Genomic DNA, 24,389 nt, shown 5'->3' on the forward strand with positions numbered 1-24,389 from the left:
GCGCCGCTAGTATCTGCCGCTATGGAAACCGAAAAACTCGTTTACATGGCAACGAAAATGTCACGCATAGCCCTGTATAATAAAGACATTGCTACGCGATCTGCCGAGCCACCCGTCAGGCTGAGAACTCCAGCTTGAGCCCCGGACGTGGCCATCGCCCCTTGTAGATTTTGCCGGTGCTCGACGCGGTGATCCAGATATCGCGCATATCGCTGCCACCAAAGCACATATTGGTGGTGAACATATCCGGAATTTCTACGTGTTCGGTGGTGCCATTCAGGCTGAATACCGTGATGCCACCCGTAAACAGCGTGCCGACGCAGACGCGCCCGTCTTCCTCGACCTTGAGGCTGTCCAGCCACTGATATCCGGGCAATGTCTGAACCACATTCCCCGGCATTCCGGGAATCGGCCCGGGTTTGACCTGGCCCGGCCCCGTAATCTCCATCGCCCAGAGCCGCCCATACACCGTGTCCGAGACGTAAACAGTTTTGCCGTCCGGGGACAGACCCACCCCGTTTGGCATCGGAATCGTGGCAGCCTTGATCAGGGTTTTGCCATCAATAGAGGCGTAGTACAGCCCGCCGTAGCGGGTCGATTCCTCGTCTTGCATGCCGGTGTCGGTAAACCAGAACCCGCCAGACTTGTCGAACACCAGATCATCAGGCGCGATCAGCCGCTTGCCTTGGTAGTCCTCAAACAGGGTGGTTACGACGCCCGTCTTCAGATCGACACGATGCACGGACCCACCTTGGTAATCCGGCCGGATGGGGGCAGGCACTGTGATATGGTCAGGGCCAAAAGGTACAAAGCTATAGACGGCCCCGTTGTTGCAGACATACGCCGCCCCATCCGGCCCGATGGCAACGCCGTTGGGTCCGCCTTCGATCTTGGCCACGGTGCTGACGGTCCCATCCGGCGACAGGCGCGCCAGAATCTGGTCTTTGATATCGACAAACAGCACCGAGCCGTCATCCATTGCGACCGGGCCTTCAGGAAACCCCAGCCCGCTGCACATCTCTTTCAGTTCCAATGACATTCTCTTGCTCCCTGCTCGCATTGGGGCATCCAATGCTCCACCCTACTGTGGGAAACTCTGGCGGTATCGCCTTTGTATTACAAGTCCTTGGCGCAGGCATCGCACTGTCTGCGAGTTACTGAGAATACCCTGCCCGGCTTAATGCTTCACAGTTCGAAACAGCAGCAAGAATACAAACAGCGATCCTATTGAGGTGGTCACGATCCCCACGGGCAACTCTTGTGGGGCCAGCAAAAGCCGGCTGAGGATATCTGAGCCCGTCAACAAGGCCGCGCCAACAATGGCTGCTGTCGGCAACAGTTGGGTATGCAACGGCCCGGCGATCCCGCGGGCGATATGCGGCACCATCAGGCCGACAAAACCAATCACGCCTGCCACAGACACAAACATCGCCGTCGCAAGGGCGGCCGCAAAGAACATGCTGAATCGCAACCCCTGCACCGGCACGCCCAGGGTCGAGGCCGTCAGGTCCCCAGTCAGCAGCGCATCGAGCCAGCGGCTGCGATACAGCGAATAGATCAGGATCAGCAGCAACCCGGCGCACACAAGGGGGAATGTCTCCCACCGGGCCAGGCCCAGACCGCCCAGCATCCAGAAGATGACCGAATGCGCCGCGCGATTGTCGCCTGCGAAGATCAGATAGTTGGTGATCGCCGAGAACAGGAAAGAAACCGCAAGACCAGCAAGGATCAGCTTTTCCGGCGCACTGGTGCGCAATCCGTGAACCAGCGCCAGCACGATAGCCGATGCGACCAAGCCGCCGCAGAATGCAGCCAGCGGGAGTGTCCAAAATCCCAGTATGTCTCCGGTCACCGTGATGACAAACACGGCCCCCGCCGCCGCACCTGACGACAGACCAAACAGAAACGGATCGGCCAGATCGTTGCGGGTTGTGGTTTGCAGGACAACACCGACAATGCCCAGACCAGCCCCGATGATCGCGGCAAACAGCGCGCGCGGCAGGCGCAGATCGAACACGATCCGATGCAGGGGCGACATGTCCCCCTCGATCAGCCCTGTTCCCAGCAGGATGGCGGTGACTGTGTCGGATACAGGGATCGATGTGGTTCCGTAGACGATCGAAACCAGCAAAAGGGCGGCGATGACAGCCGCCCCCAGCAAGAATGTCAGGCCCAATCGGCCCATATCAGTTTAGGTCCGGGTGCATGGCATTCGCCATTTTCGCGATTGCCTTGATATTTGCAGGTCCGGGGGTCAGCTCTTCGTAGCGCAGACCGATCCAACGCTCGTTTTTCACGGCATCCGTTTGTGACATCACCGGATGCTCTTGCAGGAACTTAAAGGTATCCGCTGCCCCATTTCCGGTCTGGTAGTCCAGCAACACAAGGAATTCCGGGTTCGCCGCCGCGATGGCCTCCCAGGACGAACGGCCCCAGCTTGTGTCCATGTCATGGGTGACATTCTCACCACCAGCCGCGGCAATCATCGCGTCGGGAATGGCAAACTTGCCTGCCGTAAAAGGCGCGTCAGCCGGACCATCCAGCAAGAATACGCGTGGCTTGAACAGGTCGGCGGTCTGCGCCTGAATTGCGGACAGTTCTTGTTTCCAGCCGTCTACAAGCGCCTCTGCCTTGTCCTCGACATGCATGACTTTACCCAGGCGCAGGACATCGCCGAACAACAAATCCATGCTGGCCTCGGGGCGGGTTTTATTTAGGTGAACGCAGCTTTCCGTCAGGATCATCGTCTTAATGCCAAACGGTTCCAGCGTATCAGGGGTCACATCGCCACCCGGCTTCATGCCATAATACCAGCCAGCAAAGAACAGATCCGCCTCAACCGCCACAAGGTTTTCGACCGCCGGGTACTTCGGCGCAAGCTCGGGAATATCACCACGCAGAGTGTCGAATTCCGGGCTGGTCTTGTACCAGCCGGTGATACCGGTAAGACCGACGATTTTGTCCTGCAGGCCCAAAGCAAAGGCCATGTCGGTCATGTTCATGTCATGCACGACCAGCCGCTCGGGCTGAGTTTCGAACACCAGCGGCTCGCCGCAATTGTCAACTGTGACCTCATGCGCGGCAGCACCGGTCGCCATGGCTGCGACCAGCGCCACGGACCAGATGTGTTTCATTTGGGAAATCTCCTTCAGTTAATGTGAAACAGGGGTTCTTCGGATATCAAGCGCCGGAACAACCCGCCCGTCGTGCTGAAAGCACAGGTAGTCGACGCCAAATGTGTCGCGGACCCGCTCGGGGGTCAGCACTTCGGACACGGGACCAAATCCGGTCAGCCGTGTGGATTTCATCAACGCCACATGGGTGGCGAATTCGGGGATCATCACCAGATCGTGGACGATCATCACAACAGTGATTCCCAGATCGGCGACCAAGGACAGCATTCGCCCCTTGGCGTCCGGGTCGAGGTGGTTGGTCGGCTCGTCCAGAAACAAAAGCGACGGGTTCTGCGCCAAAGCCCGGGCGATATGTGCGCGCTGCCGTTCGCCCCCCGAAAGCACCGCCATCCGTTTGTCGGCCAGGGCGCTAAGATTTGTAAGTTTTAGAATTCGACCCAAGTCCCGCGCGTGATCCTCGGCGGCGCGGTCAGCGCGGATGGGGATCTGTCCCAGCGCGACGTAATCGCGCAATCGAAGACGGCCATCCGGAAGCTCTTGTTGGCTGACAACGGCAATCATCCGGGCACGCTCTTTCGCGGTCATCTGGCGAAGGCTGCGGCCCTTGATCAAAACATCGCCCAGCGCCAGTTCATTCGCCCCACACAGAAGGTTCAATAGCGTTGTTTTTCCGGCCCCGTTCGGCCCGGCAATCGCCAATATCGCCCCGTCCTCCAACCCGAAGGATACCCCCTGCAGCAGGACATCACCGTTCAACGCATAATACTCCAAATTACGCGCTGTCAAAAACGCCGAACCCGTCATGACGGCACCTCTGAGCCCAGGCATGGCATTCGGGACAGAGTTTTCGTCATCAGCCCGCGCGGTCGGTCCGTGGCATTGGTCCATCCATCGGCGCTGTTGCTATATTGGAGCGCAAATTCGGCCAACGCATCCATGTCCTGCGTGGTCTGTATGTCGCCGAACAAGTACTGGGCTTTGCCAACAGCCTGGAAACCCACGGTTGTTGGCCGATCACAGCCGGCCATGCAGGCGACAGTCCGGATGGCGAACCTACCGGGCAGCTTGCCCGTCAGCGCACCGCGCAGATCGTCATTGGTCAACGCGCCTGTGCAAGTCGAACAGATCAGAAGGAAATGATCAGATGTGTCTGGCATTGCCCGCTCCGATCAGGTTCGAGTGCAGACAGTCGGTGCCGGTCGTGCAAACACGCGTCAGACGTGCCATCAATGCCTCCTTCCAGGACGCCCCGCCCCGGGTTGGTTAAACAAATGATGGCAGGTCTCCTGACTTGCGGGTCGTCGCTTGGCCATCCTTCCCGGCACTGGGGCCAGTGGCTGTTTGGCGTCGCTTGCCGCTTACAGTTGCGGGGGCAGTCACGGATTTGGCGCCAATTGGCGAACCGCACCGTATTCCCTTTTCATCCCTTGGGCGCACCATCGAGAACCATCTGAAGATTGAGTGCCCGAGAAAGACGAATGCGTCAATACAGAAACGAAGTATGAGGAAATACGGTTCCTAATCGGCGCGGGTTGATGGCATGGAAAAGCGCGGCAGGCGCTAACAGATAGGCCCCTTCACCCCGATCCGTCTGGTCGCATCAACCCGAAGCGGGTCATGCCCATCAGAACTTCAACCCCTTGCAACTTCACGATCGCCTTTTCGGACCCTGGTCTCTTTATAGCCTACTCAAATCCTTCGCATTCCTGACAACAAAGGCGGGCCACTTCACTAAAGGGGCGTTCAGACTGTTGAAGCTGGGTCGGTCCGCCATGATCACCTGATCCCCCCGATGCAGAGGTATTTCAGCTCGAGGTAATCATCCATTCCGAACTTTGATCCTTCGCGGCCAAGCCCGGATTGCTTGACGCCACCAAATGGTGCGACCTCGGTTGAAATCAGGCCGGTATTGATTCCGACCATGCCGGTCTCGATTGCCTCGGCGACACGCCAGACCCGGGACAGGTCATTGGCATAGAAGTACCCCGCCAGGCCGAACTCAGTGTCATTGGCCAGCGCGATCACCTCGTCTTCGGTCTCGAACCGGATCAGAGGGGCGATAGGGCCAAAGGTTTCTTCGCGCGAAACTTTGGCGCTGGCGGGCACATCGGCCAGCAAAGTAGGCTCAAAGAATGTACCCTCAAGCCTGTTTCCGCCGGTAATAACGCGCGCGCCCTTGCTCAGCGCGTCTGACAGATGCTCCTGCACTTTGGAAACAGCAGCCTCGTTGATCAGCGGGCCGCTGGTCACGCCTTTGTCCATACCATTGCCCGGCATCAAACCCTTGATGGCGGCGGATAATTTGTCGGTAAAGGCGTCATAGACACCGTCCTGCACATAGATGCGGTTGGCGCATACGCAGGTCTGGCCATTGTTCCGAAATTTGGCGATCATGGCGCCTTCGACCGCCGCATCCAGATCAGCGTCGTCAAAGACGATGAAAGGAGCATTACCTCCAAGCTCCAGCGACATTTTTTTGATCGTGTCAGCCCCCTGTCGCATCAGAATCTGCCCGACGCGGGTGGAACCGGTAAAAGTGATCTTGGCGACTTTCGGGTTGGCACACATCTCTTGACCGATTTCGGCAGCGCGCGAATTGGGCACCACGTTGAAAACGCCAGCGGGCATGCCAGCACGCTCGGCCAACACTGCCATGGCGAGGGCAGACAGCGGCGTCAGCTCGGCCGGGCGCGCCACAAAGGAACAACCAGCCGCCAGCGCCGGTGCGACCTTGCGCGCAATCATCGCATTGGGAAAATTCCAGGGCGTGATTGCACCGACCACGCCGACAGGCTGTTTCAGCACAACGATACGCTTGTCAGGCTGATGGCCTGGAATGGTGTCGCCGTAGACGCGCTTGGCCTCTTCTGCAAACCATTCGATGAAGGACGCGCCATAGGCAATCTCGCCCTTGGCTTCGGCCAGCGGCTTGCCCATTTCTGCGCAAAGGATCATACCCAGATCATCCTGTGCCGCTATCATCAGATCAAACCACCTGCGTAGGATGGCGGCGCGCTCTTTGCCGGTTTTCGCAGCCCAGGCCTTTTGCGCTGAATGGGCTGCATCAATGGCCTGTTTGACATCTTCCACCGCGCAATCGGCCACCTGTGCGATCACCTCACCGGTGGCCGGATTGGTGACATCAAATGTAGTGGCGGCCCCGCGCCAAGCGCCGTTGATAAAGGCGCGGGATTCCAGCAGGGACTTATCCTTCAGGTTCATGCCTTTGCCCCTTTCACTGCATTGATCGAGGCTTCGAGGATATCCAGGGCTTCGGCAAAGATTGCGTCCTGAACGGTGATCGGCGCCAGAAAGCGGACCACATTGCCGTAGGTGCCACAAGTCAGCAGGATCAGGTTGCGCGTCAACGCTTCGGCCCGCACCGCATTTGCAAAATCCGCGTTTGGCGCAGAGCCATCAGCCGTGTTGAATTCGCAAGCAATCATAAAACCGGGGCCACGGATATCTGCGATTTCCGGCACATCGGCGCGGATCGCCTGCAAGCGCTGTTTGAGACGTGAACCCAACTCATTTGCCCGTGCGCAAAGGTCTTCCTCTTCGATTACATCCAGCACCGCGTGTGCCGCTGCAACGCCCAGTGGGTTTCCACCATAAGTGCCGCCAAGGCCGCCGGGATTAGCCGCATCCATGATCTCTGCCTTACCGGTCAGCGCCGCCAGTGGCAGGCCGCCAGCCAGGCCTTTGGCCATAGTGGTCAGATCCGCGGCAACGTCATACCGGGACATAGCAAACATGCTGCCCGTGCGGGCAAAACCGGTCTGAACTTCGTCAGCGATCATCACGATGCCATGCTGATCACACAATGCGCGGATATTCTGCACCAGCTCTGCAGGCGCGGGGTAGAAGCCGCCCTCGCCCTGCACCGGTTCAAAGATGATCGCTGCTACGCGGGCGGGATCCAGATCGGATTTGAACAAGCCGTTGATCGCCGTCATAGCGTCCTTGGTGGACACATCATGCAAATCGACCGGGAAGGGCACATGATAGACATCGGGCATCATCGTTCCGAAGCCCGCCTTATAGGGTTGGACCTTTCCGGTCAGGGCCATGCCCATGAAGGTGCGGCCGTGAAACCCGCCACCAAAGGCAATCACAGCCTGGCGACCGGTTGCCGCGCGTGCAACTTTGATCGCGTTTTCTACAGCTTCCGCGCCGGTTGTGACAAAAACGGTTTTCTTGTCGAATTCACCGGGCACAGCTTCGTTCAGGCGCTCTCCCAGGCGGATGTAATTCTCGTAGGGCACAACCTGATGGCAGGTATGGGTGAAACGCCCCAGTTGCTCGTGAACAGCCGCTATCACCTTGGGATGGCGGTGACCGGTATTGACCACGGCGATCCCGGCGGCAAAGTCGATATAGCGGTTGCCCTCGACATCCCATATCTCGGCATTTTCCGCACGATCAGCATAAATTTGCGTCATCATTCCGACACCACGGGCGATTGTGTTGTCGCGGCGAATTGCGATATCTGCGTTGTTCATTTTGTGCATCCTGTTGTCCAGCTCTGTCGGCCAATATGAATTCGGGCGGAATCTGTATGATTTTGGATGCTGCAAAAAGTCTGTTTATGACGATCCATAACTTATTGAAAAATATAAGGCCGCCCGTAGAGTGTTCACTATGATGAACACCATGAACACAGCTGACACGACGCCTTCTGACGAGATCGAATTGGGGCCGCGCCTGCGCTATCTGCGTGAAAGGGCTGGATTATCCCAGCGCGCGCTTGCCAAAAGGGTCGGCGTGCAGAACTCCACAATATCATTGATCGAATCGGGTCGGATGAACCCGTCAGTCGGGGCGCTGAAGCGCGTTCTGGATGGTATTCCTATCGGATTGTCAGAGTTTTTTGCGTTTGAGCCCGATCTGGATCGTAAAGTGTTCTTTGCTGCCGAAGAATTGCAAGAGATCGGCAAGGGCAAGCTGTCGCTCAAGCAGGTCGGGGGCAATCTGTTGGGGCGTTCCCTGCAAATTCTGCATGAGACCTACGGCCTCAATGCCGATACCGGAGCACAGAAGTACGAACATGATGGCGAGGAAGGCGGAGTGGTGGTGTCCGGGCGGATCGAGATCAGCGTTGGCAACGAACGCAAAATCCTGGGGGCGGGTGATGCCTACCTGTTCGATAGCCGCAAGCCGCATCGGTTTCGTCAGGTCGGTCCTGTACCTTGCGTGATCGTCAGCGCCTGCACTCCACCCACATTTTAAGGTCACGGGCCGTCAAAGCGGATCGGGCGCGGCATATTCATGGAACTTCCGGGTCAGCCACTCAGCCGCTATGCGGGTGACACCCCGTTCCAGCCGGTCTTTCTCGGCGACCAGATAATACGCCTGCTGCGCGGGTACCTCGGTTTCGAACAGGCGGATCAACTTGCCGTCGTCCAGCGCCTGTTCCGCCAATAAGGAATCGCTGATGGCCACACCGCTGCCTGCCATGGTGGCCGATATCAGCTGAGTCATATCCGAAAAGGTTGTGCCGCGCTGCACTTCAATAGTGTTTTGGGTCGCGGCCGCCAGCCAAATCACCCAATCGCTGGTGGTGTTGTGATGCAGCAGAGGGGCATTTTTCAGGTCATCGGGGCTGCGTATCTGGCCCAGACGCTCGATCAGTTTCGGACTGCAGACCGGGAAGGTTCGCGGCGTTGACAGATGCTGAACCGCTAGCCCGGGCCATGCGCCATCCCCATATTGGATGGCCAGATCCGCTTGTTTCGTAAGCACGTCAACCTGTCCGCTGTCACTGGTGATCTCAAGCGTGATGTTGGGATACAGGGCCGAGAATTCACCAATCTCGCGGGCCAACCAGTAGGTTCCAAACCCCGAAGGACAATTGATGCGCAGGTTCCCACGCGGCTCGGCATCCGGCGGATGCGCTGCAGCTTCGATCAATTCAAGCGCTTTGCGCACCTCATGCAGATATCGATTGCCCGCCGAGGTCAGTTCGGTCCGCCGCCCAGCCCGGTGGACCAGCTTGACGCCAAGCATCTCTTCCAGGTGACGCAGTTGATGCGAGACCGCGCTGGGCGTGACATTCAGCGCGCCCGAAGCCGCCTGCATGTTGCCCAGTTTTGCAATCGCATCCAACATCCGCAATGCGGTCATAGACGGGTAGCGTTTCCATTGGCTGTCAGCTGCTTTGCGGCCCATTGTGCTTTCCCCTGTTCAGCAGGGCTCCTACCCTTGAAGCCAGTGAGTTGAATTTATTTTGCGGATATAGCCGAAAACCTTTCATTTGACGATTAAAAAACTCTAGCTCAGTTTGTGCGCCAACTTGCCAGAACTGTGAGCAGGAGCAAACATGCCGCGCCTTTCCCAAGACCGTTTGGACCGCTATGCCGCTTTGGCGAACCGTGATCTCTTTGACCTCACGGATCCGGATTTCGGCCCCTTCCTGCGGCGCGCAGTGGCCGAAGGGGTTGAGATGATCTCGAACAACTTCAACACTCTGGGCATGTTCCGCGCGCCCCATAGTAAGGATCTGGATGCGCTGGATCTGGCCATGATCGGCTTGCCGCTGGATCTGGGTGTACCCAACCCGCGCCCCGGCACACGCAAGGGCCCCGAGGCCGTTCGCTATTGGTCGCTCGACCGCAATATGGTCAACCATTTCACCCGCACATGCCCGTTTGATCTGTGCCGGATTGCCGATTGGGGGGATTTGGAGTTTTCGACCAATCCCTACAGCCTGGATGCGTGCCTGGATGATATCACCGCGCTGTACGACCAGTTGATGGCAAAGGATGTGTCCCCGCTTAGCATTGGTGGCGAACACACCGGTACCTATGGCATTCTGCGGGCGCTCAGCAACAATGGCGAGGACCCGCTGGCGCTGGTGCATATCGATGCGCATGCGGATACGGCCTCCAACTTTCAGGGCGTGCGCGTATCGGATGCAACCCTGTTCCAGGTCGCCACGGTCGAAGGGTTTATCGACCCGGAGAAGACCATTCAGATCGGCCTGCGCGGGCGTGGAATTCCGCGCGCCGAGTTTGGCGCACAAGCCGGCATGCGGGTAATGCTGGCCGAAGAGCTGCAATCGAAAGGCGTGGAATACGCGCTGGAGGAAGTCCGCCGCGTGGTTGGCAGCGATCGGGTGTACCTGTCGATTGATACCGATGCGTTCGACTGTTCCATCATGCCCGGCACCACATTGCCCGAGCCGTTTGGCCTGACCGGCGAACAGGTGCGCGACATCATTCGCGGTCTTTACGATGTGAACGTCGTGGGCGCCGATCTGGTTGAACTCAGCCCGGTTTACGACCCGACGGGCATGTCCGCCTGCCTGGCTGCGGGCACCGCCTTCGAGATGCTGTGCCTGTTGGCTGAAGCGCGGGCGCGTCGGCAAGGCGCGCGTCGCCAGACCAGCTGGTCCAACAGCGATTCCGAAGGGCAGTTCCGGTGACACGTTTGGCTCAGTACATCTCAACCCACAGTCCCCAGCGTGATCTGGGTGCGGATCTGGTGTTCACTAACGGTCGGATCTACACCGTTGACGAAGACCGGCCCTGGGCCGAGGCCGTCGCGATCAAGGACGGCATGTTTGTGGCGGTCGGCTCCAACACGGATGTAACGCCGCTGATCGGGCCAGAGACCCATGTCCAGGATTTGGGTGGGGCTTTTGCCATGCCCGGCCTTTACGACATGCACACCCATCCCGATCTGGCTCTGGGGCCGAAGTATTCGGACTATCTGGATGTCGGCCTGGAAACTCCCGACCCGGAGCAGGTCAAACAGGCAATCCTTGCCTATGCCGCCGCGCATCCGACGGATGCGGCAAATGGCGGCTGGGTTTTTGGCAAGCATTTTGTCCACTATACGTTCCGAAAGGCAGGCATTGAGCCGGGCCGCGACTGGCTGGACAGTTTCATCACCGACCGACCGGTTGCGATCATGGATCGGATGTGGGGCAGTTGCATGGCCAACTCCAGGGCGCTGGAACTGGCCGGTGTCACCGCCGAGACGCATGATCCCAACAATGGCTATATCGTCCGCGATCCACTGACCCGAGAGCCCAACGGCATTCTGGTCGATGGTGCCTATGCCATGATCATGGCCGCGATGCCGCCCCCGCCGCAGCATGCGCTGCTGCGTGCCTATCGCGAAGGGGCGCGGTTCCAATCCGCCCGTGGCGTGGTGGCGACCAAATACCTGCATGTCTGCGAAAACCGTCTGGACGCGCTGCGGGCAATTGACATCAGCGGCGAGCTGCCCCTTCGGGTTGAGGCAGCGATCAGTTGGCAGGATGACATCTTTCCGGTTGCACGCCGATGGGAGCTGCTGTCGGGCGAACGTCATTATTACCGATCGAAACGGCTGAACGCCAATGCGGTCAAGTTCCACTTTGACGGCACCGCCGAGCCCAAAACCTCGTATTTCCTGTCGCCATGGCCGAATGAGAAAGAGTGGCGCGGCTCTCTCAACCTGACGCCCGAGCATATCTGCGACATGGTGGCCGAGATGGACCGCAAGCGCATCCGCGTGGTGGCCCATTGCACCGGTGACGGTGCATCTGACATCTTTTTGGATGCAGTCGAAGAATGCCGCCGCCGCAACGGGCCGGGCATGCGCCACCAATGCGCCCACAGCACCATTCTGCACGACGGCAACCTGCCGCGGTTCAAAGAGCTGGACGTGATCGCCGAATTCTCACCGGTGGGGTGGTATCCGTCGAACTTTACCATCGGGGCCCGCTCGGCCTATGGCGACAAGCTGCACAAGGCCTATAACGTGCGCGGCGTGCTAGATCATGGCGGCGTGGCGGTCATTGGCTCCGATTGGCCGGTCAGCAGCATCGACCCCTGGATCGGGTTCGAGGCGCTGGTGACACGGGCCAACCCCTGGGGCGAGATGGAAGGCCAGTTGGGTGATCCCATCACAGTGCCCGAGGCCATCGAAATGCTGACAATCAACGGTGCCTATTCCATGGGTATCGAAGATCAGGCGGGCTCGATCACTGCCGGCAAGGCGGCGGATATGATCGTGCTGGATCAGAACCTGCTGGATATCGACCCCAAAGGCCAGCTCCACAAGACCGAAGTGCAGATGACCATGCTGGATGGCGCGGTGGTGCATGACCCCAACGGCTGGACCAAAGACAGTCTGCAAGCGTGCCGGGTCACCTCGAACGTTCCGGATTTCTACCCGGTGGTGATCTGAGATGGACAAACGCATTCCCGTCACCATCATTTCGGGCTTTCTGGGGGCCGGCAAAACCACTCTGATCAACCAGCTGCTGCAGTCTGATCAGGCGTGCAACATCACTGTTTTGGTGAATGACTTTGGCGCGGTGAATATCGACACCGATCTGATCATCAAGCGTGAACGCGAGGTGATGGAACTGTCGAACGGCTGCGTCTGCTGTTCGATCCAAAGCGATATGGTCGCGCAACTGCACACGATGTTCACCTCGGACAATCCGCCGGAATACCTGTTGATCGAAACCAGCGGCGTTGCGCAACCGGGCCGCATCGCCTCGGTTTTCGGCTATCCACAGCTTAGCCGTTTTGCGCGGCTGGACAGCGTGGTCACATTGATCGACGTGGCCAATATCGACGGCCTGTCGGACGAGGCGCATCATCTGGTGCGCAGCCAGATCGAGGCCGCCGACCTGATCATCGCCACCAAGGCAGATCTGGTCGACCCTGAGGCGCGGCGCGCGATTTATGACCGCTGGCTGTTTGCTGACCTGCCGGCGCTTGAGGCGACCCATGGCGCGGTTCCGGTGTCGGTTCTGCTGGATCAGCGCCGTGGCAACTTGGAACAGATCAGCGCGCCCGAGACCGCGCTGCCCAATCAGTTCGTATCGGCGCATTGGTCCAGCGACAAATCGGTGTCCTACAAAAGGCTGCAAGCCAGTCTGAAACGCATGTCAGGCGCGCTGTATCGGGCCAAGGGCATAGTCTACTGCGACGAATTCCCGACAGAGCGCATCGTCTTTAATAAGGTCGGCGCCCGGATTGATTTCGCAAAATCAGGCGCTTGGGACGGAGTGCCCCGAACAGCCATCGTTGGCATCGGATATGCCAACGCCATCACCGCCGAACAGATCAGGCACGAATTGGAGGTCGCCCAAGGCCCCGGTTGAACTGGCGGTCTGCGCCCGACGCACAAACGACAAGACGAAGTTACGATAAGGAGGATATCATGAACTTCAAGCTTATCTCCCGCCGGACAGTATTCGGCACAATGGCGGGCGCGGTTGCGGCTGCATGCCTAGGTGCCGCTGCATCGGCCGACACTGTGCGCCTGCGTTTCCATACCTATTTCGGCACAGAAATCGACGATATCGCCAAAGAGTTCCGCGATGCCGTGAAAGACCGCACCGATGGCGAAGTGCGCATTCAGTACTTCCGTGGCGGCGAACTGGTGCCGTCCGACCAGTTGGTGGATGCGGTGGCCAAAGGCACAATTGATATGGCCCATGGCGTCGGCAGCTACTGGTCCGGCCAGGTGGACATCGGCAATATCGAAACCGGGCTGCCGGGCGCCTGGACCACAATCGAGGAAGCCAAGGAAGTTCTGGGCAGGCCCGAGGCACAGGCGCTGCTGACAGAAGCTTATGCCGAAGCTGGCACTGTGTTTCTGGGTAAATCCTATGGCTCGGACTATGATCTGCTGACCAAAGAGCCTATCACCAGTCTGGACGACCTGAAGAACTTCAAAATCCGTGCGACATCGAATGTGGCCAAAGTTCTGCAGCAATTCGACATCCCGACCGTGTCTCTGCCCGGGCAGGAACTGTATGTCGGCCTTTCGACCGGCGTTATTGACGGCGTCATCTATGGCAGCGCCGTGGATTACCATCACCTGAAGCTGAACGAGAGCGCGAAACATTACACCCGCCTCAACATGCTGACCCCGGGTTGGACTGAAACATATCTGGCCAACCCTGATACCTGGGCCAAGCTGAGCGATGAGCAGCGGACCATTGTGGAAGAAGAGCTTGCCAACTTTGCTGCCAATGTCGAAGCGTGGCTGAACGATGGCAACAAATCTTTCCCCGATGACATCTTTGAGTTCAGCACCCTGCCAGCCGAAGACACCAAGGCGTTGACCGAAGCGGCGCAAAGCGTCTGGGCAGAAGAGGCCGGGCGTTCCGAGCGAAATCAGAAGCTGATCGACCTGATTGTGGCAAACGCCAAGGCCCAGGGACGGCTTTGATGCAGATTGTGACAAGATATCTTGTCATTCAGGATGGCCTGTCCGAGTTTCTCGGTCAGGTCATTTCATGGCTGACATTGGCGATGATCGGCGTGCTGATGTTCGAAATTGTTGCCAGGTATTTCTTCAACAGCCCGACGATTTGGGCGCATGAAACCGGCACCATGCTGTATGGTGGCTTCTGCATTCTGGCCGGCGTCTATACGCTGCGCCATCAGGGCCATGTGCGCAGCGAAGTGATTTGGGGCGCATTGCCACCGCGTGTCAGGGCAGGCCTTGATGTCGTGACGTTCTCGCTTGCTTTGGTGGTGCTTGCGATATTCCTGAAATTGGCCATAGCCTTTGCCGCTGACAGCTGGGCGGTGCGCGAATTCTCAAACAAAAGCATCTGGCAGCCGCCGCTCTACCCGATCAAGACAGTTATTCCCGTCGCCGTTGGCCTGCTGCTGTTGCAGGTATTGGCGGAACTGGTGCGGGCAGTCCTGACCGCGCTTGGCATCGCTTACGACGATCCCCGGCGCGCAGAAGATGAGCCCGCGGACCCGGTGCTCGCCGCCGAAGCGCTGCCGGATCAGCCGACTGAATCCACAAAGCCAACAGGTAAAGACAATGCTTGATCTCGACCCGCTTGTCATCACGCTGATCATGTTTGCCTCGATGCTTGTGCTTATGGCGATAGGTTCGCCTTTGTCATTCGCATTGCTGACCTGCGGGGCCGTGATGGCCTATCTGGTCTATGGCGACGGCGGGCTGGATCTGTTGATCACCTCTACCTTCAGTTCGATGGATAATTTCCTACTGGTGGCGCTGCCGATGTTCATCTTCATGGGGCTTGTTCTACAGCGATCCGGGCTCACCGATGACCTGTTTTCGATGATGCACAAGCTGATGGGGCAATGGCCTGGCGGGTTGGGGATCGGCACCGTGATTATCTGCGCCTTGATCGCGGCGATGGCCGGGGTTTCCGGCGCAGCGACCGTGTCACTTGGCATTATTGCGCTGCCGTCGATGCTGAAACACGGGTATGACAAGCGGCTGGTGACTGGAACGATCATGGCAGGCGGCGCGCTTGGCTTTCTGATCCCGCCCTCGGTTCTGATGATCATATATGCCTTCCTGTCGCGCGATTCCGTGGGCAAGCTGTTTGCCGCCGGACTGGTGCCGGGGCTGATGCTGGCAACGATCTATATTGCCTATATCCTGATCCGCTGCCGGATTGACCCGAGAATGGGCCCGCCCGCGACCGAGACCTACTCGGCGATGGAAAAACTTGCATCCTTACGATTCCTCATCGCACCCGGCCTTTTGATCACCACGGTGCTGGGGTGCATCATCGGCGGAGTGACCTCTCCGTCCGAGGCTTCAGCCATCGGCGCATTCGGCGCATTGGTAATTGCGGCGCTCCAACGCCGTCTCAGCATGGACATGTTGAAATACGTCATGCTGTCCACCACCAAGATCATGGGCATGCTGATGTGGATCGCCCTGGCGGCAGTCTTCTTTTCCAAGATCTATGTCGGGCTAGGTGCAGGTCAGATCGTGACCGAACTGGTCGAGGATAACGACCTGGCGCCGATCTGGGTGATCATCACGATGCTGGCCACCTATTTCATCCTCGGCATGTTCCTCGATGACTTTGCGATCCTGTTCATCACAATCCCGCTGTTTGTCCCGATCGTAAAGGATTTGGGGTATGACACCACATGGTTTGCGGTGCTGTTCGTCCTGTCAATGCAGTCGGCCTATCTGACGCCACCCTTCGGCTATAACCTGTTTTACATGCGCTCGGTCGCACCGAAAGACATCACAATCGGTGACATCTATTGGTCGGCCATTCCATTTGTGATCCTGCAAATTTTTGGCCTGGCGCTTGTTGTGGCCTTCCCGCAAATCGCCATGTGGCTGCCCGGGTTGCTGTTCTAAGCGGCCCTGATCACCTGAAACAACCTCTCCGGCGGCGGCTTCGCCGGAGCGTTCATATCCTGCCTATTCCCGGTGATGTCATGCTGTTCTCCGCCGCCCAACACACTTCGCAATCCTATGTGGATCAGCGCATGCCCGAGTTGTCGGACTGGTGCGCCACGATATTTGACTACGGTGAAACGGCTTGGCGCGAGTACCGCTCGGCGGCCTGGTATGTTGAGCGGCTGCGGGCAGAAGGCTTCACGGTGGAAGAAGGATCCGGTGGCATGCCCACCGCCTTTTGCGCTGAATGGCATAATGGTGCGGGACCGGTGGTGGGAATGTACGCCGAATATGACGGCATTCCAGGTAATTGCCAGGCAGCGGTTCCATATCAAGCACCGCGCGAGGGCCTGAACATCCATGCAGGCGGCCACACGGACCCGCATTCAGGGCTGGGCATTGGTGCACTTGGCGGGCTTCTGGCAACCAAAGCCGCGATGGAAAAACACGGGATCAAGGGCGGCTTGCGTTTTACCGGTGAACCGGCCGAAAAGGTGCGCGGCTCCAAGCCCATTCACGCGGCCAAAGGATACTATGACGGGCTGGCGGGCATGTTGTCATTCCACCCTTTCTACATGCTGCCAATGTGCAATACAGTGCGCCGGGATACCCATTGCGGGGCCGCTTATTCGGTCATCTACCGGTTTATCTGTGATCAGCCAGAACATTGGGGTGCGCGCGATGGTGCTCCCATTCCACAGGCGCATAGCGCGGTACGGGCGCCCGGGGCCAATGATGCGTTGAACCTGATGTATACCAGCTCAAAATCCTTGCGCGACTCGATGCTGCCTCACTCTGGTGGCTGGTCTATCTCCGAGGCGATCCTGACCGCGGGACAAGCCACTGCCGACAACCTGCCAGCTGCCTTGGCTGACATCAATTACATGATGCGCGTCCCCACGATTGAGATGGCTGAACAGGTGGTCAAAGTTCTGGACCGCAACGCCCGCGCCGCTGCGGACATGACGGGCTGCCGCTATGAACGGCATTGGGTCGCCAAATCGCGCCCCGGTCTTGCCAACCACGCCATGGCGGATCTGGTCTGGGATGTTATGCAGCAGGTCGGCGCGCCAGCCTGGTCCGAAGAAGGATTGGAACTGGGGCGCGAGGTTCAGCGCAATCTGGGGTTTGCCCCCACCCCAAACCCGTTCATTGATGCGCTGACCCGATTGCAGGATCCACTCGAAGCCGAAGCTATCCTGCGCCAGTCGCTGCCGCCAGAACAGCAGAATTCAACCTCAGATGACTATACCGATATGTGCTGGCACACGCCGACTGCCCGGTTTTACGTCGCGCGCCCTGCCCTGCGCGCACCGGCTGGCGCGGGATTGCCTGCCTGGGCGATGAATGCACTTGGCGGAATGCCCGAGACAATCAACCCGATGGTACGGACCGCTGCCAAAATATGTGCAGCCTCGGCGTTGCGCCTGTTAGAAGATGAAGACGCCCGAACAGCTGCCATGGCCGAATTTGTCAAACGCACAGGGGGAGGTATCGCAGGGGCGAACTGGATTCCTCCGCTTTGTGATTACGAGCCGCCGTTCAACTTTCGCTGGCCCGAATATGTTACAACCCCGCGCGGATATGACTGGTGGATCCCAACCAAGAGGTAAATCCACTGGTGTCTGGCGCGCCCATTACCCTCTCATGACCCAAGCAGGATCACCGACGCGCCTTTTGGTTTCTTTCAACTGACGCTCAAGTAGGTCCCGCCGCTCTTGCCCGCTGGTTTGCGGGAACTCGTTCGCCGCCTGGACTGCCGTGCAGTGTCGACATCGGATCTGTCGCCTCGGTCGTTGGGGTGAGAAATGGAAATTGACGAACTGACGATGGCTTGACCCATTCGCCCCCAATCTAGATTTTTGAGAAGTTGTCCATTAACCCTCTACGTGCCAGCCATTTCCTTCAGTTTGCCACGACCGGGCGTTTGCCTGGTTATTCAGCGGCAGATGTCGTGGCCAAACTTTGCGGGATCACCTCATATCCCGGCTCTTCTGGTTCATCATCGGTCATTTCGGGCGGGAAACCGGGGGCCAGGATCGACAGCCCTGTCGCGTCCTCCAGACGGCGGATAATATTGGGCGACAATTCCCGGTCGCCATAGCGCGCAATGCCATCCTCGAAAATCTGGCAGATCAAAGGAGAGATTTCCAACGGCACGCCATTGCGTTCAGCAATGCTCTGGAACAGCCCCACATCCTTTTTCACAAGGTCCATGGTGAACGAGATATCGCGCGACCCGTTCAGGATGACCTGGCTTTCGGTGACATGAGAGAAGCTGTTGCCCGATGAGATCTTGATCGCTTCGTAAGCCGTGTTCAGGTCCATTCCGGCCGCCTTTGCGGTTACCAGTGCCTCGGCATTGGCGGCAAGATGGACGGTCGCCAGATAGTTGGTCAACACTTTGAGCATAGAGGCGCTGCCCAGTTCTCCGGTATGCAGGATGCGCCGACCCATGGTTGTCAAAAGCGGCAGGATGCGGTCAAACGTAGCCCGGTCGCAGCCGGCAAAGATTGAGATGTTTCCGGTATCGGCCCGATGACATCCACCGGATACCGGGCAATCCACAGCAGCCCCACCTGCCGCGATCACAAGATCACCAAGGCGCTCGGCTTCGGCCTGATCCGTGGTCGACATTTCCAGCCAGATCTTGCCCTCTTTCACCTCTGGCAACATCTCTTTCATGACCGCATCCGATGCCGCAGGCGATGGCAGACAGGTGATCACCGCGTCGCAATCGCGCATCAGCGCCGCAGCATTTTCCGCGACCTTTGCGCCTTTGCCCACCGCCACGTCCATCAGATCAATGTTCAAATCAAGCACGGTCAGATCAATCCCGTTCCGCAGCAAGCTGCCAGAGAGCTTGCCGCCGACATTGCCAAGACCAATAAATCCAACCTTCATCATTTCATCCTTCCGTAAGTGTGTAGGGTCAACCTGAGCTTTTCTGCTGAGCCGAAAACCGGCAATTGATCTCGGAAAGTGAACCCTCACCAAAACCGTAGACAAGCGTCAGCCATTTTATCACCCGCTTGATCCAAATTCGAAAATGATAAATAAATGAATTTACCACAAAAAATATTTGGTGATAAATGCCCGCAAAGCCGATAAACCTGACCTGGTTGCGCAGCTTTGAGGCCGCAGCACGGCATATGAACTTTACCGATGCCAGTGTTGAGCTTGGCCTGACGCAGACTGCCGTCAGCCTGCATATCAGATCGCTTGAGCAGCAGATCAACAACAACCTGTTTCACAGGCGTGCACGGCACCTGACTTTGACAGAGTTGGGGCAAGCCTATGCCACAACGGTGCGGCAGGCTTTTGCGGATATTGACTTGGTTTCGGCAAGCCTGTTCGGACCGATTGCCGCCAGAACGATTACCATAAAGGCTCCGATCTCGACGGCGGCGCTTTGGCTATCACCCCGATTGCCCGAGTTCCGACAGGAACATCCCGGGATTGATCTGCGGGTGGTTACGAATATCTGGACCGAGGCGACAAATCTGGAAGGGGTTGATGTCGAGCTACGCCTTGGCCGAGGGGACTGGACCGATGCGCAGTCGGAAAAACTGTCCGACGAAACGATCATTCCGATCTGCGCCGCAAACAGCAAAAAAAAGGTCAGGCAAGCCAAAGACTTTCTGCACGGCCCGCTGATCCACATTCTGGGACACGAGGGCAATTGGGAAAGGTATTTCGGTGCAAACGGCTGTTCCATGCTGCCGGAGGTGCCGCAGTACTTCATGGATACCACGATTTCAGCATTGCAATTGGTAGCGAGCGGAGGCGGTTACGCGACGGTCCTGAGTCGTCTGGTCGAAAAACAAGGCGGCCTCACCTCTGGCATAACTCCGGTGGGCAGACCCATTCCCTTTCCGGACGCGCATTATCTGATGCGTCGCCCATCCAAACGCGTAACACGTCCCGAGGTGGATCTGTTTGAAGCCTGGCTGCGGGATCAATTCGCTTCGGGCAATGTCTCTTAGGTCGCATAGGCAAAAAGGAACCTTCGCTTCGTCCCAAGTCTTTAGATTTTACGCGGCTGCCTTCACCTGGTCGAGCTGTCTCATGTCAAATGGCTAAGCACCTATTCTCGCGACAGCCATCGCTGGAACCGGCTGATCAACTCTCGTTCTTCTGGTTAGGATGTTCTTGGGCTTCAAAGTGAAAGGCACGACAGGTCAGGCCTGACTTAGAAGCCAATCAGAAAAGATCCGGGCGGGTTCAGTCACGGCAGCATAGCTTGGTTGAACGATAAAGTAGCCGTAGTCAGAAAGCTCTGCCGGAGACAGCCGGAATAACTTCCCTGCCTCCAGTTCGTCTTGGACAAGATCATCCATCAGAGCAATGCCCTGACCATCAACCACAGCTTGCACCCGAACGTTGGGGTCCGGAACAATCAATACGTCGTGCCGCGTCTGCTGGGGAAGCCCGGTGGTCTCCAGCCAGTCCGACCACGCGTTGCTGTCATCGCGGTCCCGCAGCAACGTCAACTGCGAGATGGCACGTTCCATACCCAGCTCATCGACAAGGCGGGCAGTATCGGAATTGCCGACAGGGTAGGCAGGCGATGGCAAGAAAGGTGTCACAACACCATTGTTCCGGCCGCCATTGCCCCACCTGACCGCAAGATCGATGTCCTGCACTTCATGGTCTGAAAACTCGATCATCGGCTGTATGCGTAACTGCACGTCCTGATGCGCCTGCATGAAGGTCATCAGACGCGGCGAGAGCCATCGCGCAGCAAAATAGGTTGAGACCCCCACCGTCAGACTCCGGGCGAGTTTCCCTCTGAGGGCGGAAAGCTGTGTTTCAATTCCATCGAAGTGGCCCTGACAAGCATCCTTCAGCTTGACCCCCTCACCAGTCAACGCCACGCCGCGCGTTGTGCGTCGGAACAGAACCATACCCAATTCGGCTTCCAGCGTCTTGATCTGATAGCTGACGGCCCCTTTTGTCATGTTCAGCGCTGCCGCGGCCTCCGAAAAGCTCGGGTGGCGGGCGATCTCTAGAAACAATCTGAGAAGGTCGTGATGTCGGAAGCGTGATTTCATGGGCATGAGTATAAATTTTTTGAACGCGGTGAAAAGAAAAACTCGATTTTTCAACACCACTTTGCCGTGTTTATTTGCCTAACGGTAATCAAACGGAGAGAGAGCGTTGGGTCATTTGAACACTCCGGATACTCCTGGCACTTCTGTACGTGGTCGCCCCAGGGCGCGGCGCAGACGTATGAAGCGCCATAGCTCTTCCACTTTGCATCCGACATTCCAGGGACGCCGGATTCCGGCATACAATCTTCTAAGTAGTCAGGACCTGATCAGAATCGAAGATCAGGCGGATTGGATTCTGGACACCATTGGCGTTGAATTCAGAGGAGACAGGACCGCTCTGGACTTGTTTCAACAGGCGGGCGCCCGGATCGATGGAGAACGAGTTCGTTTTGAGCCCGGGCAAGCCCGCGAACTGTGCTCTACCGCTCCTGAAGAATTTGATCTGTATGGGCGCGATCCGATGCACACCGTGAGACTTGGTGGCGACAATGTCGTGCTGATGCCCGGATATGGGTCACCTTTCGTAAGTGATCTGACGTGCGGCCGGCGCTATGCCACTCTCGAAGACTTCCGCAATTTCGTGAAGCTCGCCTTCAGCACACCCGCCTTGCACCATTCTGGTGGCACTGTGGTGGAGCCGACAGATGTGCCGGTCAACAAGCGCCACCTTGATATGATGCTGGCGCATCTTACCCTGTCCACCAAACCCTTCATGGGGGCGGTCACCGCACCCGAGCGCGCACGCGACAGCATCCAAATGGCCGGGCTGGTTTTTGGGCACAACGTTATGGAACGCCACGCGGTCATGCAGGGCAATATCAACGTTAATTCGCCGTTGGTCTACGATCATACCATGTCAGACGCGCTTCGGATCTATGCCGGGGCAAACCAATGCGTCTGCGTCTCTCCGGCGATCTTTGCGGGTGCCATGGGGCCGCTTTCACTTACGGCGGTCGCAGCGCAGACTCTGGCCGAAGCAATGGTAGGCATTGCGCTGACGCAACTGGTTCGACCAGGCTGCCCGGTTGTCTTTGGTTCGTTCCATTCCACGATGAACCTGCGCTCCGGTGCTCTGACCTTTGGCTCGCCCGAAGCGAACCTGGCCACAATGGCGTTGACGCAACTGGGGCGCAGGCTTGGTGTGCCCGTTCGGTCGGGTGGCGGGCAGATGACCGCGTCCAATGCGCCCGACGGACAGGCCATGCAGGATAGTACCGGCGCGATGTGGGCAACGCTTTTGTCAGGCGCGCATCAGGTCTGGCATGCCGCGGGGTGGCTCGAAGGTGGGCTGGTCATGTCCTATGAGAAATTCATCATGGACGTCGATCACTGCGGTGCAATGTTGAAATTACTGCAAGGTTTCGACACTGACGAGGAAACCTATGGCCGCGATGCCTATCTCGAGGCTGGGCCGGGCGAGAACTTCCTTTCTACCAGCCACACACTGCGCCATTACAAAACGGCCAATTTCGAACCGCAGATTTCCGATGCTGGAACTTATGAAGCCTGGGTCGAGAACGGTTCACTCACCGCTGATCAACGGGCAACCGCGCGCTGGCAGCAATTGCTGGATGACTACCAACAACCTGAAATGAACCCCGACATTCGTGCCGCGCTTGAGGATTTCGTTGCTGAGCGCAAGGCGGCGATGCCGGACGAATGGTACTAAAAGGGACATGACATGACCAAGGAACTCAGCCGCACATCGGCCCTCGCATCGCGACACACCGCGCTTGGATCAGGGTTGGAGGACTGGAACGGAATGGGCACTGCCTGGACCTACAATACTGACCCGAATGACGAGCACGACGCCGTGCGCGACAGGGCCGGCATGTTTGACATGTCGCCGCTCAAGAAAGTGTTTGTGCGTGGCGTTGAGGCTCAGGCGGTGCTGGATCACTTGACGACGCGCGATCTGTCAAAAGTACCGCCGGGCAAGGCGGCCTATCTTTGTGTGCTGACCGAAGCGGGCGGTATTGCGGACGATGCCATTGTGTCAAACAATGGCGGCGACGAATGGATGATCGTGCATGGATCTGGTGATACGATGGCGCTTCTGGAAGCCTCAGCAAAAGGGCGCGGCGTTCAGATCGATTTCACCGATGACCTGCATGATGTGTCGGTTCAGGGACCAGCTGCGCTGGATATCCTAAATGCTCATACAGATATCGACGTGGCTGCATTGGCCTATTTCGAACACGCGCCTGCGACGCTCTTTGGTCACGCCTGCCGTATCTCGCGAACCGGTTACTCCGGCGAGCGCGGGTATGAAGTTTTCGCCAACGGGGCTGTAATCACCGATATCTGGGACAAATTGGTAAACACAGGCGTCACACCATGCTCCTTTACGGCGCTGGACAAGGTTCGCATCGAGGCGGGTCTTCTGTTTTATGGCTATGACATGACCGAGGAAAATACACCTTGGGAAGTCGGCCTGGGCTTTACGGTCAGCAGGTCAAAAGGCGACTTTCGCGGTAAAGCCGCCCTGTTGGCGGCGCGCGGACAAGAGCAGGTCAACAACGTCTGCCTGGACATCGACCACCCCGACATGGTTGCTGGTGGTGAAACACTTTCACTCAGCGGCAAAGATGTGGGCGTGATCAATAGCCCTTGCTATTCACACCGGATGGGGAAGTCCCTCGCCCTTGCCCATGTCCACCCCGATCTACCGCTCGGAACATCGCTAGAGGTCGCAGGAGACGGTTTCGATACAACTTCCAAAATCGTGTCCAGCCCCATCTATGACCCCAAGAAAACCCGAACACATAGTTAGGCGGAGACGCAAAATCAGATTTACAGTGAATTCGGCTGCTATAACCGGCCGTGCATTCAATTTGACCTGAGATCCCAGTTTCCCCCGTCTCGCGGAGGGTCCTTATTGTTTGCTTGTTGGCCTTACGCGGCCAGTTCGTCCATCGTCGTTTTCTCAGCAAGTTTCCTAGGCATCATCCGCGTCGGCTGACAGTGCGATCGACGACTATGTTTTGGAATTTCTTTTGGGTCGAGGTTCGGGCTAAGCGAGGCTGGGATTTGCAGCGTTTACGTTTCTGTAGGT

The 24,389-nt window shown here is 57.8% G+C and carries 21 protein-coding genes and 1 riboswitch; of the genes, 11 read left to right on the plus strand and 10 right to left on the minus strand.

The features are described from left to right. Positions 1-115: 115 nt before the first annotated feature. The 7 genes from RUM8411_RS16730 to RUM8411_RS16760 all read right to left on the minus strand — a co-directional run bounded on the left by RUM8411_RS16730 (position 116) and on the right by RUM8411_RS16760 (position 7,636). Positions 116-1,039 carry an SMP-30/gluconolactonase/LRE family protein gene (locus RUM8411_RS16730; protein WP_143534927.1) on the minus strand — a complete coding sequence of 308 codons (924 nt, stop codon included), beginning with the start codon at positions 1,037-1,039 and terminating at the stop codon, positions 116-118. A 138-nt stretch (positions 1,040-1,177) separates the two neighbouring features. Further along, positions 1,178-2,185 (minus strand): FecCD family ABC transporter permease, encoded by a 1,008-nt coding sequence (locus tag RUM8411_RS16735; RefSeq protein ID WP_085823850.1) that lies wholly within the window; start codon positions 2,183-2,185, stop codon positions 1,178-1,180. A gap of 1 nt (position 2,186) precedes the next feature. Further along, complete coding sequence (locus tag RUM8411_RS16740) at positions 2,187-3,134, minus strand: ABC transporter substrate-binding protein (protein WP_085823851.1); 948 nt, start codon at positions 3,132-3,134, stop codon at positions 2,187-2,189. An 18-nt stretch (positions 3,135-3,152) separates the two neighbouring features. Next, positions 3,153-3,938, minus strand: a complete 786-nt coding sequence (locus tag RUM8411_RS16745) for an ABC transporter ATP-binding protein (protein WP_085823852.1) — start codon at positions 3,936-3,938, stop codon at positions 3,153-3,155. Further along, positions 3,935-4,291, minus strand: coding sequence for a DUF1636 family protein (locus tag RUM8411_RS16750; protein ID WP_085823853.1), 357 nt, complete (start codon positions 4,289-4,291; stop codon positions 3,935-3,937). The genes RUM8411_RS16745 and RUM8411_RS16750 overlap by 4 nt, the downstream gene beginning before the upstream one ends. A gap of 102 nt (positions 4,292-4,393) precedes the next feature. Next, positions 4,394-4,600: riboswitch (cobalamin riboswitch) on the minus strand. 310 nt (positions 4,601-4,910) lie between these two features. After that, positions 4,911-6,356 (minus strand): NAD-dependent succinate-semialdehyde dehydrogenase, encoded by a 1,446-nt coding sequence (locus RUM8411_RS16755; RefSeq protein ID WP_085823854.1) that lies wholly within the window; start codon positions 6,354-6,356, stop codon positions 4,911-4,913. Further along, on the minus strand, positions 6,353-7,636 hold the full coding sequence (locus RUM8411_RS16760; protein WP_085823885.1) for a 4-aminobutyrate--2-oxoglutarate transaminase: 1,284 nt from the start codon (positions 7,634-7,636) through the stop codon (positions 6,353-6,355). Before RUM8411_RS16760 ends, RUM8411_RS16755 begins: the two co-directional genes overlap by 4 nt. A 142-nt stretch (positions 7,637-7,778) precedes the next feature. On the opposite strand from RUM8411_RS16760, the gene RUM8411_RS16765 reads away from it, so the two are divergent. Beyond that, positions 7,779-8,363, plus strand: a complete 585-nt coding sequence (locus RUM8411_RS16765) for a cupin domain-containing protein (protein ID WP_085823886.1) — start codon at positions 7,779-7,781, stop codon at positions 8,361-8,363. Positions 8,364-8,375: 12 nt separating this feature from the next. Here RUM8411_RS16765 and RUM8411_RS16770 read toward each other — a convergent pair whose 3' ends face one another. Further along, positions 8,376-9,302 carry a LysR substrate-binding domain-containing protein gene (locus RUM8411_RS16770; protein ID WP_085823855.1) on the minus strand — a complete coding sequence of 309 codons (927 nt, stop codon included), beginning with the start codon at positions 9,300-9,302 and terminating at the stop codon, positions 8,376-8,378. Positions 9,303-9,453: 151 nt separating this feature from the next. Between RUM8411_RS16770 and RUM8411_RS16775 the strand changes: the two genes are divergently transcribed. The 7 genes from RUM8411_RS16775 (at position 9,454) to RUM8411_RS16805 (ending at position 17,893) form a co-directional block, all read left to right on the plus strand. Continuing rightward, on the plus strand, positions 9,454-10,557 hold the full coding sequence (locus RUM8411_RS16775; RefSeq protein ID WP_085823856.1) for an arginase family protein: 1,104 nt from the start codon (positions 9,454-9,456) through the stop codon (positions 10,555-10,557). Beyond that, the gene (locus RUM8411_RS16780; protein WP_085823857.1) at positions 10,554-12,311 is read left to right on the plus strand and encodes an amidohydrolase; all 1,758 of its coding nucleotides are present in this window, start codon (positions 10,554-10,556) and stop codon (positions 12,309-12,311) included. Before RUM8411_RS16775 ends, RUM8411_RS16780 begins: the two co-directional genes overlap by 4 nt. A 1-nt stretch (position 12,312) precedes the next feature. Beyond that, positions 12,313-13,239 carry a CobW family GTP-binding protein gene (locus RUM8411_RS16785; protein ID WP_085823858.1) on the plus strand — a complete coding sequence of 309 codons (927 nt, stop codon included), beginning with the start codon at positions 12,313-12,315 and terminating at the stop codon, positions 13,237-13,239. A 59-nt stretch (positions 13,240-13,298) separates the two neighbouring features. After that, positions 13,299-14,315 carry a TRAP transporter substrate-binding protein gene (locus RUM8411_RS16790; RefSeq protein WP_085823859.1) on the plus strand — a complete coding sequence of 339 codons (1,017 nt, stop codon included), beginning with the start codon at positions 13,299-13,301 and terminating at the stop codon, positions 14,313-14,315. Continuing rightward, positions 14,315-14,932 carry a TRAP transporter small permease subunit gene (locus RUM8411_RS16795; protein ID WP_085823860.1) on the plus strand — a complete coding sequence of 206 codons (618 nt, stop codon included), beginning with the start codon at positions 14,315-14,317 and terminating at the stop codon, positions 14,930-14,932. The genes RUM8411_RS16790 and RUM8411_RS16795 overlap by 1 nt, the downstream gene beginning before the upstream one ends. After that, positions 14,925-16,238 carry a TRAP transporter large permease gene (locus tag RUM8411_RS16800; protein ID WP_085823861.1) on the plus strand — a complete coding sequence of 438 codons (1,314 nt, stop codon included), beginning with the start codon at positions 14,925-14,927 and terminating at the stop codon, positions 16,236-16,238. The genes RUM8411_RS16795 and RUM8411_RS16800 overlap by 8 nt, the downstream gene beginning before the upstream one ends. Before the next feature lie 80 nt (positions 16,239-16,318). Continuing rightward, a complete protein-coding gene (locus tag RUM8411_RS16805) occupies positions 16,319-17,893 on the plus strand; it encodes a zinc-binding metallopeptidase family protein (protein WP_085823862.1) in 1,575 nt (524 codons plus the stop codon). A gap of 322 nt (positions 17,894-18,215) precedes the next feature. On the opposite strand, the gene RUM8411_RS16810 is transcribed toward RUM8411_RS16805, so the two are convergent. Continuing rightward, positions 18,216-19,184: an NAD(P)-dependent oxidoreductase gene (locus tag RUM8411_RS16810; protein WP_085823887.1), complete on the minus strand. Its 969-nt coding sequence runs from the start codon at positions 19,182-19,184 to the stop codon at positions 18,216-18,218. 188 nt (positions 19,185-19,372) lie between these two features. Here RUM8411_RS16810 and RUM8411_RS16815 point away from each other — a divergent pair, with 188 nt between their 5' ends. Next, positions 19,373-20,266 (plus strand): LysR substrate-binding domain-containing protein, encoded by an 894-nt coding sequence (locus RUM8411_RS16815; RefSeq protein ID WP_085823863.1) that lies wholly within the window; start codon positions 19,373-19,375, stop codon positions 20,264-20,266. Between the two features lie 195 nt (positions 20,267-20,461). On the opposite strand, the gene RUM8411_RS16820 is transcribed toward RUM8411_RS16815, so the two are convergent. Next, positions 20,462-21,340: a LysR family transcriptional regulator gene (locus RUM8411_RS16820; RefSeq protein WP_085823864.1), complete on the minus strand. Its 879-nt coding sequence runs from the start codon at positions 21,338-21,340 to the stop codon at positions 20,462-20,464. 109 nt (positions 21,341-21,449) lie between these two features. Here RUM8411_RS16820 and RUM8411_RS16825 point away from each other — a divergent pair, with 109 nt between their 5' ends. Together RUM8411_RS16825 and RUM8411_RS16830 are read left to right on the plus strand one after the other, a co-directional pair. Further along, complete coding sequence (locus tag RUM8411_RS16825; protein WP_268808362.1) at positions 21,450-23,003, plus strand: trimethylamine methyltransferase family protein; 1,554 nt, start codon at positions 21,450-21,452, stop codon at positions 23,001-23,003. Between the two features lie 12 nt (positions 23,004-23,015). Further along, positions 23,016-24,107: an aminomethyl transferase family protein gene (locus tag RUM8411_RS16830; RefSeq protein ID WP_085823866.1), complete on the plus strand. Its 1,092-nt coding sequence runs from the start codon at positions 23,016-23,018 to the stop codon at positions 24,105-24,107. Positions 24,108-24,389 lie beyond the last annotated feature (282 nt).

The organism is Ruegeria meonggei, assembly GCF_900172215.1.
In the GTDB taxonomy this organism is placed as follows: Bacteria; Pseudomonadota; Alphaproteobacteria; order Rhodobacterales; family Rhodobacteraceae; genus Ruegeria; species Ruegeria meonggei.